Source organism: Scytonema sp. PCC 10023 (assembly GCF_963920835.1).
GTDB lineage: Bacteria > Cyanobacteriota > Cyanobacteriia > Cyanobacteriales > Nostocaceae > Kalymmatonema.
Window position 1 is genome coordinate 16,633 of the sequence record NZ_CAWUDP010000072.1, and the last position, 12,598, is coordinate 29,230.

The following is a 12,598-nucleotide window of genomic DNA, read 5'->3' on the forward strand; positions in this document are numbered from 1 at the left end:
GATTTTAGGATTTGGTCATGTGTCGTTTCTCATGTGTCTAGTAGTCCCTGATTCGCGACTAATGATTAATGACTAATGACCAATGACCATTAACTGTATGTTAGATTGCCCCCAGCTGACACCAACTTATAGAGTCGCCCTGGTAATTCAATACCTGGGCACTCATTTTCATGGCTGGCAACGGCAAGCGCAACATCGCACTGTCCAAGAAGAGATAGAAAAAGTTATTTCTCATCTACTCGGTCATCCAACGACACTGCACGGTGCGGGACGAACTGATGCTGGAGTTCACGCTGCTGCTCAAGTGGCACATTTTAATGCCACGAGTATGATACCAGCTCACAAATGGGCAACCATTCTTAACAGCTATTTGCCCAAAGATATACTGATTCGAGCTTCCGCACAAGTGAGTAAAAATTGGCATGCTCGCTTTAGTGCTACTTATAGACGGTATCGTTATACGCTTTATACTGAAGACCTACCGAACTTGTTTGCCAGACCCTTTAGTTGGCATTATTATCATGCACCCCTCGATGAATCTCTCATCCTCTCAGCACTCAAACCTCTGATTGGACACCATGATCTGGCTGCTTTTCACCGAGCAAACTCAAGTCGCAAGGATTCCTGGGTAGAAATACAAGCAGCAGAGTGCTATCGCACCGGACCATTTCTTCATATTGAAATTCAAGCAAATGGATTTTTGTATGGTATGGTGCGGTTGTTGGTGGGGATGCTCGTACAGGTTGGTTCCGGACAGCGGACAGTCGCTGACTTCACGGACCTTTGGAAACATCAACGCCGCCAAGAAGTGAAATATGCCGCACCCCCTCACGGCTTATGCTTGTTGCGAGTCGGCTATCCTGATTTCCCCTTTCCCCCAAAGATTTGGTTTGACGCCCAACCCAAATTAGTCTTTGGTTATTAGTTATTTGTGAGTGCTTGGTCGTTAGTAGAACAACTAACAACAAATAACAAAAGACAAAAGACAAAAGACAAAAGACAAATGACAAATGACAAAGGACAAAGGACAAATGACAAACGACAAAACATACCTTCCTCCTCAAGATACTCTTGAGCGCAATTGGTACATAGTAGACGCTACTGACCAACGTCTAGGTCGCCTAGCAAGCGAAATCGCCATCATTCTTAGAGGGAAAAATAAACCCGAATACACCCCTCACTTGGACACAGGTGACTTCGTGATCGTTGTAAATGCTGAAAAAGTCGAAGTCACAGGTAAAAAGCGCACTCAAAAGGTTTACCGTCGTCACTCCGGTCGTCCCGGCGGTATGAAGACTGAAACCTTTGACAAGCTGCAACAACGTTTGCCAGAACGGATTGTGGAACATGCTATCAAAGGCATGTTACCGAAAAATAGCTTGGGAAGGCAGTTGTTTACTAAGCTAAAAGTCTACGCCGGACCCACTCATCCCCATACAGCACAGCAACCAAAAGAGTTAAAGATTCAGACAATTCCAGGAGTACAAAACTAATGCAAGCAACAGACACTGATAGCGGTCGTGCCATGTACTGGGGCACAGGTCGTCGTAAAAACGCAATAGCGCGGGTACGCTTAGTTCCTGGTACCGGACAATTGATTGTTAATGGCAAACCAGGAGACCTTTACTTCCAATTCAACCCTAACTACCTCTCTGTTGCCAAAGCACCTCTAGACACTCTAGGTTTGGAAAACGAATACGACATTATCGTAAAAGCTGAAGGCGGCGGTTTAACCGGACAATCAGATGCTGTTCGTTTGGGAGTCGCCCGCGCCCTGTGCCAACTTGACCCAGAAAACCGTCCCCCTTTAAAAACCGAAGGCTACCTGACTCGTGATCCACGGGCGAAGGAGCGTAAAAAATACGGTTTGCACAAGGCTCGCAAAGCACCTCAGTACTCTAAGCGTTAAGCCAGTGGCGATTAGGTATTGGGAAAATTCTTGCCTAATCGCCAATCTCCAGTCGCCAGTCCCTCTTCTCGACGCCAAGCCAGAAGTTATAAGGAGGGCTGGCTGAAAACCCCGTGCAAGTAGCGCCAGGGATGAAAGCTGCGCCCCGTAGCCTTCAAGCTTGGGTCAGATATGCTAAAATATTTAGATCAGTACAAGATTTAAAAACCTACCCCCGGACTGACTGGGGGAAAGTCTACGCCCGAAAGAACCTTGAGGAGATATCACCACGCCCTTGTGGCAAACGTGGTGAGCCTGGGAACCTGAGAAATCAGGATATTAAGACAGCGATGTTTTAAGAATCTCCGTTGCTTTAGCGCGGAGAGTGTCAAAATATATATAGAAACCACGGAAGGAAAAATGGCTAAACCAGAGATTCATCCCCAGTGGTATCCAGAGGCAAAAGTTTACTGCAATGGTCAACTTGTGATGACCGTCGGCTCCACTAAGCCAGAACTGCATGTAGATGTTTGGTCTGGAAACCACCCATTCTACACAGGTACTCAGAAGATTATTGACACCGAAGGTCGCGTAGAACGCTTCCTCCGTAAATACGGCATGAGCGAAGGTGGTCAATCGAAAGGCGGCAGAAGGAAAAAGTAGCGGGCTGGCTTTAGCTGTTAACGACGACCCTGCATCAGCCGGGTCGATTGTTGTATTTAATGCTCAAGCCAATTTGCTATTTTTTAAGGAGCGCTGCATTCGTCATGGCTGAAACATATCTGCTGGAGAAATTAAAATCCGTTGAACAAACTTTTAATGAATTGACTCGTCGCCTTGCTGACCCCGATACTGCCAAAAACCCTGATGAGTATCAAACAATCGCAAAGGCACGCTCTTCTTTGGAAGAAGTCGTAGATACTTATGAAACCTGGAAAACGGCTCAGGAAGAATTCATCGGGGCGCGTCAGGTGCTAAAAGAAGCTCAAGGCGATCCAGAACTGCAAGAAATGGCAGCCCTGGAAGTTCAAGAACTTGAGCAAAAAATAGAATACCTAGAAAATCGCCTGAAGATATTGCTCCTACCGCGTGACCCCAATGATGATAAAAACATCATGCTAGAAATTCGTGCAGGTACAGGCGGTGATGAAGCAAGTATCTGGGCGGGTGATTTAGTACGTATGTACTCGCGATATGCTGATGTCCAGGGTTGGAAAGTGAAGCTTGTGAGCGAGTCCCTAGCGGAAATGGGCGGCTTCAAAGAAGCGATTTTGGAAATTCAGGGTGATAACGTTTACAGCAAGCTGAAGTTTGAAGCTGGTGTGCATCGGGTACAGCGCGTACCTGTCACCGAAGCAGGAGGACGGGTTCACACTTCAACAGCAACTGTAGCGATCATGCCAGAAGTGGATGACGTAGAAATCCATATCGACCCGAAGGATATTGAAATGAGTACAGCTCGTTCCGGGGGTGCTGGTGGACAAAACGTCAACAAGGTAGAAACAGCGGCTGACTTGTACCACAAACCTACTGGTATCCGCATTTTCTGTACCGAAGAACGCAGCCAGTTGCAAAACAAAGAACGGGCAATGCAAATCTTGCGGGCAAAGTTGTATGAAATGAAGTTACGCGAACAACAGGAAGCTGTGACTTCTATGCGGCGATCGCAAGTAGGTACAGGGTCGCGTTCTGAAAAGATTCGCACTTACAACTACAAAGATAACCGCGTCACCGACCATCGTTTAGGTCAAAACTATTCGCTCAACTCATTTCTTGAAGGCGAACTTGAGTCTGTGATTCAGGCTTGTATTTCTCAAGACCAGCAAGAACGGTTAGCGGAACTCGCCGCTTCTGGCGCTAGTAATTAATCTTTAAGTTTGTTGTTAGTTGTTAATTATGAGTTTTTTACCATTAACGACTAACCACTTGGCTTTCAATATCTTGGAAGACCGCCTGTTGTGTTGTTCCCTCTAACACACACAGGCGGTTTTCTAATGTCTTGTGGAGTGCATTATCAATATTTTTAGGATATGGATAATAAGCAAATTCATACTGCATGACATGATTCAAGTGACACCATTCCTTCAAAGTTTGACAGCGCTCAATTAACTTTTCTACTTCTATTTGCCAACGGCTAAAAATTCTGTAGCTAAAAAACCCACTGCACACGTTACCTTTTTCATCCCAGTAAGAAATACACACTTGATGGGTTAAACAGCGGATTTTCTTAATTTCTTTTACGTTACAGCCTTGTGCTTGCAGTGTTTCTTTTGCCTCAGTGTTGGAAATGTGCCATTTTTCTGGTTTAATTTTATTGGCAGCAATTAAGCTTTGACCTTTGCGACGATATTGACGAATCTGGGGTTTGTTCCGAACCATGATTACACTCTGGTGTTACTTGACTGCAGAGCTACGTTTTCTATCAGTTCCAAGCTAAAATGAAAGAGTCAGGCTATATTTTCTGGCTCACATTACAAGTAATCTTATCAATTACAAGTTTAAGTATAATACAGTTTTGGCAAGTAAACTTGTAAAGAGCTAAACAAAAATTTATATTTGAGAAAGTAAACTGGTTAAGTGCAGCCCAACAAATAGTACAACAGTGGATCTAGAGGCTAGAAAGAAACTGATTGAAGTAGTGAAAATGGCTCGTGCTTCTATGAGTCAGCGAGCTTTTGGGAAGCTGTTGGGAGTTTCTGCTACTGCTGTACAGTTGTGGGAAAAGGGAGAATCTATTCCAGATACACAGAATTTGGCTAATATTGCAGCAAGAGCAGGCTACACGATGGAGGAACTGCTCAATTACCTGGGTGTGAAGCCATTGCCACAATCCTCAGATGTAAACCAGATAGTGAAGCACATCAAGTCTATGCCATTGAATGAAGTGGCGATAATTGGTAGAGCCGTAATGGATAGATTGGCTGCTGCTGTTGAGGCGTCAGGCGATGAAGCTAAGGCGAGTTGAATATTTGTTTGGAATTAAGTGATACCTTATAGAATGACAAGCAAACTTGTAATTAAAGTTGAGTCAGGACTTACGCAAGTGTCACAAGCAATGGCGCGGTGTAACCGCGCCACACGCCAAACAACTAAGCGATAAACATGGAAACATCCGGGCGTTTCAGTTGCTGAACTAAATAATTTGATAACAATCCATGCTTAATTTGATAGATTGTTTGACCAGTGTTATAAGCTAAATATTTGAGCCTAAGCCAGACTAAAATAGCGCAGGCAATATGATTTCTTTGGATACGACCCCTTACGGCATTAAGATGATTCAATACCAGTCAATTGCTTTAATTCTCTATGAAACTCCTCAATCTTCCATCGAACCTTACACACTTTTTGCACAACGTCCGTAGAATCTAGAGATAAATCGTTTGTAGCGATAAAGTCCGTTCTGTCGGTTGAGACAGTCACCCGGAAGAGCTTCACTTTTTTAGCTTGAGGGAACTTTTTTATTTTAACTATTTTACCTGATTTTAACTCCTGTTTATCCCAAGATAACAATTCAATTCTTTGATAATCTTTTTGACCGACTGTATCATCAACGAGTCGATTACGTTTCAGAGGGCAATAATAATATTTTCCTAAATCATCAATATATAACATCAATTTATTTGTCGCATACCAACTGTCCATTAAGACGGACTGGAACGGTAAATCCTTATGATACACAAGGTTTTGCAGCATTTCTGTCACATGGTCTATCTTTGATTTACCATCTGTGTCTGGATCAAAAATGCGATAATCAACTACCCAAAACTTTCCAATCTCATGATTGACATATATACAATTTACTAGCCCAATTCCTTGGATAACACCATGTTGGTTACCACTATATTGCCGTTTGCTTGTCTCTATTTCTGTGGCGTACCTTTTATCAATTACTGTGTCATCAAAAACTAGATATGCACTATGACTCACTTGGATGATATTTTTAACATTATCCCAAAGCAACCGTGGTGTTAGCCTCTCATTTTTCAGATAGCGGTTAATTTTATCATGACTAATATGTTCTAAGTGTTCTGCCAAATTTGTCACAGTATAATTAATTTGACTACTTAACAAATACTGGCAATAGTTAAGCTTAGTAAATCTCAGAAACTAGAGAATTTATTTTACGCATCCTCAACTGATTTTCTCATGATTTGAAGAAAGCTTCACACAGGCGATCACTGTTACTAATTTTAGCAAGCCTCTCTTGGATAGTACGGAAATACTATATAAATGCGATCGCCTGTGCCAGTTGCGTCACCCCTACAATACATATGTACTGAAATGTAGCGATCGCCTGTGCCAGTTGCGTAAGTCCTGTGAGTAACAACCCAGCAGTGAATACACCTTAAAATCACGGGATAGCTGGTAGCCCCGCATTTTTAAATCGGGGCCCAAAGCTGACACGAGCAATTTTAATTGCCGTGTTATAATAATTTCAGCAGTGATGAGATACATAGATAGCAATATCTAGAAAGTTATGCTTAAACTGCAATGTTTTTTCCAGAATCCACGGTTGAAAGTACACCAGAATAACCGCGCCGGGGTAGCCCCTAAATTCTATTTATGGGGGCTAGGCGGGGGCGATTTTAATCGCCGTCAAGTTTCTTTTTGGTTTTGAATGTACATTTTAATTACATCCAGTGGTGCGCCTCCTACTGTTGAAACAAAGTAAGAATTAGTCCACAAAGATGGAAGTCTGCTTTTTAATTCAGGAAACTCTAACCTCAAATATCTAGAAGTAGCCCCTTTAAATCTTTTCACAGCTTTATGTACCCCAAATTGGGGGTCTACTTCAATTAATAGATGCACATGGTCTGGCATTATCTCCATCTCTAAGATTTCAACTTTAATCTCAATAGCTATTTGAGCGATTAATTCTTTTAGCCTAGATGCAACGGCATTAACTAATACCTTTCTGCGGTATTTTGGGCAGAAAATAACATGGTATTTGCATGAGTAAACGATATTATTGTTTGATTTAAATTTTTCAGACATTTTCTGTAACCATATTTTTCTATGTCGTATCTATATGATAGGATGTAGAAAACTAATAAAGCAACCACAAGGGGGTGATTTACTTTTGGCAGCAACTACTACCAGTTTTGTCACAGAAATACCATTAATTGCGACTTCTAGAGATTTGTCTGTACTTGCTGCAAGATGTGAGGCAGGGCGACAACTTTATAATGCTGTATTGTCTGAAGGTAAAACCAGACTAGAATTATTTCGTAATTCTAAGCTTTACCGACAGGCTAAGGCTATTAACAAAGCTAATAAAAAAGAACGGTCACGAGGTCTTCCACGTAAAGAAAATGAGCCAGCCTTACTACAACGAGTACCCGACTACGCCGACAGATCAACAAAACAAAGGCTGGCTCATTTTCTAGGGGACAATGCGTCAACAGTATTTCAAAAACCCAGAGAGTCTTACCGTTTTAGCGATTATGACTTACAAGCTTTTGCAAATAAAACAGCAATAGCTAGTGTTTGGATTAAAACTCACCTTGATGCTAATACCATTCAAAAAATAGCTACTAGGGCTTTTAAAGCTTTAGAAAAAATGGCGTTTGGTAAGGCTAGAAAGGTAAGATTTAAGCAAAAAGGTCAATTTGCATCTCTAGAAGGTAAAACCAATAAGCAAGGTATTCGCGCTTACTGGTAATGGTGTTGAATGGTCTGGGTTGAAGCTAAAAGCCATCATTAATAACGACCCTGTAATTCTGCACGGTTTAAACTCAAAGATTAAATATGTTCGCTTAGTACGTCGTATTCTTAATCAAAAACTTTACTGGTTTGCACAGTTAATTTGTGAAGGGATACCCTATCAAAAGCCTAAAAATATCGTCAATGATGGCACGGTTGGAATTGATTTAGGCGTTAGTACTGTAGCTATTGTTGGGGATAGTGAGACTATCTGGACTCCCTTTGCTATGGAATTAACTTCAAAACAAAAAGAAGTTAGAAAACTACAACGTAAGCTAAATAGGCAACGTCGTGCTGGTAATCCTGATAATTTCAACTCCAACGGTACAGTTAAAAAAGGTAAAAAGCGTTGGAATAAGTCAAATTGCTATAAAAAGACTGTAGCTAAGAAACGTGAAATAGAACGTAAACAAGCTGCTTACCGTAAGTCCTTACATGGCAAGCTAGTTAACCAAACTTTAAAACTCGGCAAGAATATAAAAGCTGAGAAAGTTTCGGTTAAAGCATGGCAAAAAAATTGGGGTAAGTCCATAAGCTTTAAGTCCCCATCAAGTTTTCAATCCGAACTAAAACGCAAAGCTGAAAATGCTGGTGGTCAAGTTCTAATGTTTTCGACGAGGTATACTGCACTGTCTCAAACTTGTTTGTGTGGTAATAAGCAGAAAAAATCATTATCTCAACGAGTGCATAACTGCTCTGAATGCGGTTTGAAAATGCAACGTGATATTTTATCTGCTTATCTGAGTCGTTACGTTGACCCAAAAACAGAAACTCTGTCAATCCAGCTAGCCAGAGATGGTTGGTTAGGGATGGAACAATCTTTGTTGCACGGTTGGCAGAAACGGTCAAATCAATCAACGAGAACCGAGGTTAGTCCAAAGTCTCCTACCATTGGTGGGACAGAGTTGATGTGCAATAATCCAATAGCTTGTGAGGAGTCGGAACCTGTAAGGGTAAACGAAACTTGCACAGCAAGTTGGTACCCCATGCCTAAAGGCAGGGGGTAGTTCAGCGGATAATTTCTGGATAAAGAATCAGGAAAGTTTTCATGTAGGGATTTGTCCCAAGGACGGAGCTGTTCTTTTTGGAGACATGAAAGCGTCGATTTAAACCGCGAGAGTAGTAAGCGAGTCTGAACCCCCGTGTCCTGATTGCCCGGTAGAGCGGTTCTGCTTTAAGCTGGAAAAGGTTAGCCAGATAGCTATTTTGTGCAAACAAAATCGAGCAAAAAGCTAATCCCAACTTCCAGCCAGAATCCCCCAAATAAAATTTGGGGGTGTGGCTCAAAAAGCAGACAAAAACTGATTGAGATCATCAAGCTAGCTCGTGGTTCGATGAGTCAGCGAGCTTTTGGTAAGCTGTTGGGAGTTTCTGCGACTGCTGTTCAAATGTGGGAAAAGGGCGTTAAGGTGCCAGATACAGAAAATTTGGCTCAAATAGCAGCGCGAGCAGGCTATACATTCGAGGAGTTACTCTGCTGCTTAGAAGGCAAGCCAGTATCAGAAGCTTCAGATTTAAGTTTGATTCTTAGGCAAATTAATCATCTGCCTCTTAGCCAAGTGGCTCAGATAGTTCAACCTGGAGCAGCTAGGTTGGCTGCTGCGGCAGAGGCATTAGGCGATGAAGCAAAAGCGAGTTAAATTTTCAGTTGTGTTTTAATTTATTTTTACTTTATATAGGACTCCTGTGCAGATTTTTGAACGACACGGTTAATAGGGCAGTGCGAACGCAAAACCTAAATCTAGTGGGCAAAATACGGTAAGCACGGCACACCCTACAATACTTAAGATTTTTCATAAATCCTGCGCGGATTGCTATAAATGACCTCTTAATTAGCAACGCCAATTTTTTTTATTGCTTTGGTGTAGCTTCGCCAAACTTAATTAAAAGAGCAATAGCCATACTAACAACCAAAATTATTGTCATACTCAAAGCTGAACCAAATCCCCAATTTTGGGTTGCTCCAAGAAACTGGTTGTAAACCAACCGCGCCGCCGTCATACTGGAAGCACCACCAAGTAATTCGGGATTGATAAAATCGCCAAATGCCGTGATGAACACCAAAAAAGAAGCTGCAGCAATTCCTGTGAGAGTTTGAGGTACAGTGACTTTCCAAAAAGTTTGCACGGGATTTGCGCCTAAATCAGCTGCGGCTTCTAGCAAACGCTTGTCTAGTTTTTCTAGAGCAGCGTATAAAATCAAAACCATATACGGCAACAAGCTATAGCTCATGCCAATTAAGACAGCTGGACTGGTGTTAAGGACATCTAAAGTCGGTAAGCTGAAACTACTAAGAATGCTATTGAGTAACCCAGTAGGGCGGAGAATTGTAATCCAAGCATAAGAGCGAAGTAAAGACGAAGTCCATAAAGGCAAGATAAAGCCAATAAGTAGCAAATTTCGCCAGCGCCAAGGTGCTCTCTGAGCAATCCAATAGGCGACGGGGAAACCCAAGATTAAACAAATGATTGTGGAACTGACTGCAAAAAAGAGCGATCGCCCGATAACTTGCAGGTATAAGGGGTCAAATATCCGGATGTAGTTCGCAAATCCACTGGGGTTCACCACATCTCCAGGGCGAATATTTGGTACCAAACTTAACTCAAAGATTATCAGTGTTGGCAGCACCAGCAAAAGCAACAACCAAATTCCAGCAGGTGCAAGCAATGCCAAGGGTTGTAGCCAGTGGAGCCGTGGGCGAGGTAATTTTGGTGGTTGGGCTACATTATTTGGAGGATGTAATGGAGAGTGAGGAATTTGAGTAGACACAAGCCTATAAGCAATTCAAAATTCAAAATTCAAAATTCAAAATTTACAGGTGGAGATTGATCCAACTAGGATTAAATATTAATTCATAAATACGGTTATGCACTTTTAAAGAACCCTGTTGCTTGACAACTAGCCCGGATAACAGCAATTCCCTTTCCTCTGGAGAGTCTACAGAGACAACTTCTCCTTGCTGCAAAATTTGTTGATAAAGTTGTAGTAGCCGAACAGGTTGCTGTTCACTGTTAAGAATTCGGTCACGGATAGTTCTCAAATGCTCTGGCTCATCGTGAGATTCCCAATTGTCTATCACACAAGTCCGTACCAAATGTTCAACCCATTGCGCTTCATTATTTGTAGGAATCGGGGATGAAGCACGGCGTATGAGTTTACAAAGTTTTTGAGTCAGAAAAGGTTGACCGCTTGTCCAAGCTAACACTTCTTTGAGCAGCACTTGTGGATTGCTCACTTTCTCTGTCAATCCATAAAGTAAAGGTTGAGCTTCATGAATTTGAAAGCCATTGAGTTGAATTGCTTGACCAATGTTAAAAGGCGTTCTTTGGGGATCAGTTATCAAATCTGAAGGTGTTGCTACTCCAAACAAAGCAAAAGTTAAACGTTCATACTCTGGATTAATACTACGTTGGTTATAGCAAGAACGAATGAGAGCAAAAAAGTCATTGACTGGAAAATTTAAGCCCAAAACAGTATCAATTTCATCTACAAAAATAAATACCTTTTCACTCTTAACCTGAGCAAGTATAATATCCTCTATAAATCTGCTCAAGCATTGGATAGGCGATAAATCTTTTTCCTCATTCCACCAAGCTTTCAGATTGACTTTTCCAAACAAATTAAAATTTTGCCATAACTCCACGGCAAATCCCTTGTACCATTGTGCAGGAGTCACGTTTTCAGTGCCAAGGCGAGTGATATCAATCGCTGCACAGCTAAACCCCTCTTTTTGGAGATAGTCCATCATGTGTACCATGAGGCTTGACTTGCCCATTTGGCGTGTGTTCAAAATGTAACAAAATTCTCCACGCTTTAGTGCTTGATAGAGCAAACGATCTGCAGAACGCACCACATATGTAGGAGCATTCATTGGCAAACTACCGCCTACTTGATAATCAAAAGTTGAAGATTGTTCTGCATTTTTAAGCAGAGCGTTTTCAAACACCAATTCAGCTTGAGTGGCTTTAAGAATTTCGAGGGTTTGTGAGAGTTCGCAAGTACGCTCTTCGACTTTTTGTTCTAAGGTACGGTTGGATTCAGCTAATGCGTCTTTTGCCTGCTGTAAAGCTGCGTTTTTGAGTGCTAGTTCTTGGGTAAACTTAATTCGCTCCGCTTCCGCTTGTTTGCGTTGGGTGATATCAGCAAAAGCAGCTATGGCATAGACAATTTCTCCCTTCTCATCATAAATCGGGGTTGCTGACACCTCTAAAGGGATAATTTTGTCAGCTTGGTGGATCATCATGTCATCAACGGTTACACTTTCCCCATTTAATGCTTGTAGAATGGGTTGCTCTTGCGTGGGGTACAACTGTTCCGTTCCCGCCTGATAAACTTGATAAATCTCGGTCAATTGTGCAGCTGTAGCTCCAAGTTCAATTCCCTTGCCCAGTATTTGCTGTGCTGTCTGATTGGCATAGTGGGGTTTACCGTTAGTATCAACGACAAATACCCCCACTGGCACAGCTTCCAGAAATTGAGCCAGTCTTCTCTCACTTTCGCGCAATGCTTCCTCTGCTCGCTGGCGTTCTGTGACCTCTTGTTGCAGACGGCTCAATAATTCTGCTTGAGCCTGCTGTGCTAAACGCTCCTGTTCGCGAGCCGCTTTCATCCGCTGCACATGTTGCAGAGTTTTGTTAGTAGTAATTTCTAAATCCTGAAAATTAATCGGCTTAGTCAGGAAGTCAAAAGCACCCCGATTCATTGCCGTTCTGATATTTTCTATATCGCCATAGGCAGAAATAATGATTGCTTTAATGATAGGATATAACTCATTAAGTTTAGTAAGTAAAGTTAGCCCATCCATTTCCGGCATATAGATGTCGGTTAAAACTATATCTATATCCGGTTCAGCTTCTAGCTTTTCGAGGGCTTCTAATCCATTTTGGGCGAAAATTAATTGAAATTGCTTTTGACGAATTTTTTTTCTAAATGCCTGACAAAGCAGCAGTTCTAAGTCAGGCTCATCATCCACAACCAGTATTTTAGCTGGCATAGTTTTGTCCTGAT

The 12,598-nt window shown here is 42.0% G+C and carries 13 protein-coding genes and 1 pseudogene; 9 read left to right on the forward strand and 5 right to left on the reverse strand.

Features of this window, described 5'->3' with window-relative positions:
- Positions 1-97: 97 nt before the first annotated feature.
- The 5 genes from truA to prfA all read left to right on the forward strand — a co-directional run bounded on the left by truA (position 98) and on the right by prfA (position 3,756).
- Positions 98-925, forward strand: coding sequence for a tRNA pseudouridine(38-40) synthase TruA (gene truA / locus ACM0OZ_RS33510; protein ID WP_414587179.1), 828 nt, complete (start codon positions 98-100; stop codon positions 923-925).
- Between the two features lie 106 nt (positions 926-1,031).
- Complete coding sequence (rplM, locus tag ACM0OZ_RS33515) at positions 1,032-1,493, forward strand: 50S ribosomal protein L13 (RefSeq protein WP_073629570.1); 462 nt, start codon at positions 1,032-1,034, stop codon at positions 1,491-1,493.
- Positions 1,493-1,909, forward strand: coding sequence for a 30S ribosomal protein S9 (gene rpsI, locus ACM0OZ_RS33520; RefSeq protein WP_414587159.1), 417 nt, complete (start codon positions 1,493-1,495; stop codon positions 1,907-1,909). The genes rplM and rpsI overlap by 1 nt, the downstream gene beginning before the upstream one ends.
- A gap of 399 nt (positions 1,910-2,308) precedes the next feature.
- On the forward strand, positions 2,309-2,551 hold the full coding sequence (rpmE, locus tag ACM0OZ_RS33525) for a 50S ribosomal protein L31 (RefSeq protein WP_073629566.1): 243 nt from the start codon (positions 2,309-2,311) through the stop codon (positions 2,549-2,551).
- Positions 2,552-2,655: 104 nt separating this feature from the next.
- Complete coding sequence (gene prfA, locus ACM0OZ_RS33530) at positions 2,656-3,756, forward strand: peptide chain release factor 1 (protein ID WP_414587160.1); 1,101 nt, start codon at positions 2,656-2,658, stop codon at positions 3,754-3,756.
- Positions 3,757-3,799: 43 nt separating this feature from the next.
- Here the strand turns inward: prfA and ACM0OZ_RS33535 are convergent, their stop codons facing one another.
- The gene (locus tag ACM0OZ_RS33535; protein WP_414587161.1) at positions 3,800-4,267 is read right to left on the reverse strand and encodes a hypothetical protein; all 468 of its coding nucleotides are present in this window, start codon (positions 4,265-4,267) and stop codon (positions 3,800-3,802) included.
- Positions 4,268-4,490: 223 nt separating this feature from the next.
- Here ACM0OZ_RS33535 and ACM0OZ_RS33540 point away from each other — a divergent pair, with 223 nt between their 5' ends.
- The gene (locus ACM0OZ_RS33540; RefSeq protein WP_414587162.1) at positions 4,491-4,853 is read left to right on the forward strand and encodes a helix-turn-helix domain-containing protein; all 363 of its coding nucleotides are present in this window, start codon (positions 4,491-4,493) and stop codon (positions 4,851-4,853) included.
- A gap of 124 nt (positions 4,854-4,977) precedes the next feature.
- On the opposite strand, the pseudogene ACM0OZ_RS33545 reads toward ACM0OZ_RS33540, so the two are convergent.
- Both ACM0OZ_RS33545 and tnpA read right to left on the reverse strand, forming a co-directional pair.
- Positions 4,978-5,992 (reverse strand): annotated as a pseudogene (locus tag ACM0OZ_RS33545) (transposase).
- Positions 5,993-6,484: 492 nt separating this feature from the next.
- Positions 6,485-6,883, reverse strand: coding sequence for an IS200/IS605 family transposase (gene tnpA / locus ACM0OZ_RS33550; protein ID WP_414587163.1), 399 nt, complete (start codon positions 6,881-6,883; stop codon positions 6,485-6,487).
- Here tnpA and ACM0OZ_RS33555 point away from each other — a divergent pair.
- From ACM0OZ_RS33555 to ACM0OZ_RS33565, 3 genes are all read left to right on the forward strand, one after another.
- Positions 6,858-7,550 carry a hypothetical protein gene (locus tag ACM0OZ_RS33555; RefSeq protein ID WP_414587164.1) on the forward strand — a complete coding sequence of 231 codons (693 nt, stop codon included), beginning with the start codon at positions 6,858-6,860 and terminating at the stop codon, positions 7,548-7,550. The genes tnpA and ACM0OZ_RS33555 overlap by 26 nt on opposite strands.
- A 19-nt stretch (positions 7,551-7,569) precedes the next feature.
- Complete coding sequence (locus ACM0OZ_RS33560) at positions 7,570-8,598, forward strand: RNA-guided endonuclease TnpB family protein (RefSeq protein WP_414587165.1); 1,029 nt, start codon at positions 7,570-7,572, stop codon at positions 8,596-8,598.
- 327 nt (positions 8,599-8,925) lie between these two features.
- Positions 8,926-9,231 (forward strand): helix-turn-helix domain-containing protein, encoded by a 306-nt coding sequence (locus ACM0OZ_RS33565; RefSeq protein WP_414587180.1) that lies wholly within the window; start codon positions 8,926-8,928, stop codon positions 9,229-9,231.
- Between the two features lie 211 nt (positions 9,232-9,442).
- Here the strand turns inward: ACM0OZ_RS33565 and ACM0OZ_RS33570 are convergent, their stop codons facing one another.
- Positions 9,443-10,360 (reverse strand): ABC transporter permease, encoded by a 918-nt coding sequence (locus ACM0OZ_RS33570; RefSeq protein ID WP_414587166.1) that lies wholly within the window; start codon positions 10,358-10,360, stop codon positions 9,443-9,445.
- Positions 10,361-10,403: 43 nt separating this feature from the next.
- The gene (locus ACM0OZ_RS33575) at positions 10,404-12,584 is read right to left on the reverse strand and encodes an AAA-like domain-containing protein (RefSeq protein ID WP_414587167.1); all 2,181 of its coding nucleotides are present in this window, start codon (positions 12,582-12,584) and stop codon (positions 10,404-10,406) included.
- Positions 12,585-12,598: the final 14 nt, after the last annotated feature.

Excerpts from the sequence above, each read along its gene's own strand:
- rpmE (WP_073629566.1), top strand. The coding sequence starts at position 2,309 with ATGGCTAAACCAGAGATTCATCCCCAGTGGTATCCAGAGGCAAAAGTT.
- ACM0OZ_RS33575 (WP_414587167.1), bottom strand. The coding sequence starts at position 12,584 with ATGCCAGCTAAAATACTGGTTGTGGATGATGAGCCTGACTTAGAACTG.
- ACM0OZ_RS33535 (WP_414587161.1), bottom strand. The coding sequence starts at position 4,267 with ATGGTTCGGAACAAACCCCAGATTCGTCAATATCGTCGCAAAGGTCAA.
- truA (WP_414587179.1), top strand. The coding sequence starts at position 98 with ATGTTAGATTGCCCCCAGCTGACACCAACTTATAGAGTCGCCCTGGTA.
- rplM (WP_073629570.1), top strand. The coding sequence starts at position 1,032 with ATGACAAACGACAAAACATACCTTCCTCCTCAAGATACTCTTGAGCGC.
- rpsI (WP_414587159.1), top strand. The coding sequence starts at position 1,493 with ATGCAAGCAACAGACACTGATAGCGGTCGTGCCATGTACTGGGGCACA.
- prfA (WP_414587160.1), top strand. The coding sequence starts at position 2,656 with ATGGCTGAAACATATCTGCTGGAGAAATTAAAATCCGTTGAACAAACT.
- tnpA (WP_414587163.1), bottom strand. The coding sequence starts at position 6,883 with ATGTCTGAAAAATTTAAATCAAACAATAATATCGTTTACTCATGCAAA.
- ACM0OZ_RS33565 (WP_414587180.1), top strand. The coding sequence starts at position 8,926 with ATGAGTCAGCGAGCTTTTGGTAAGCTGTTGGGAGTTTCTGCGACTGCT.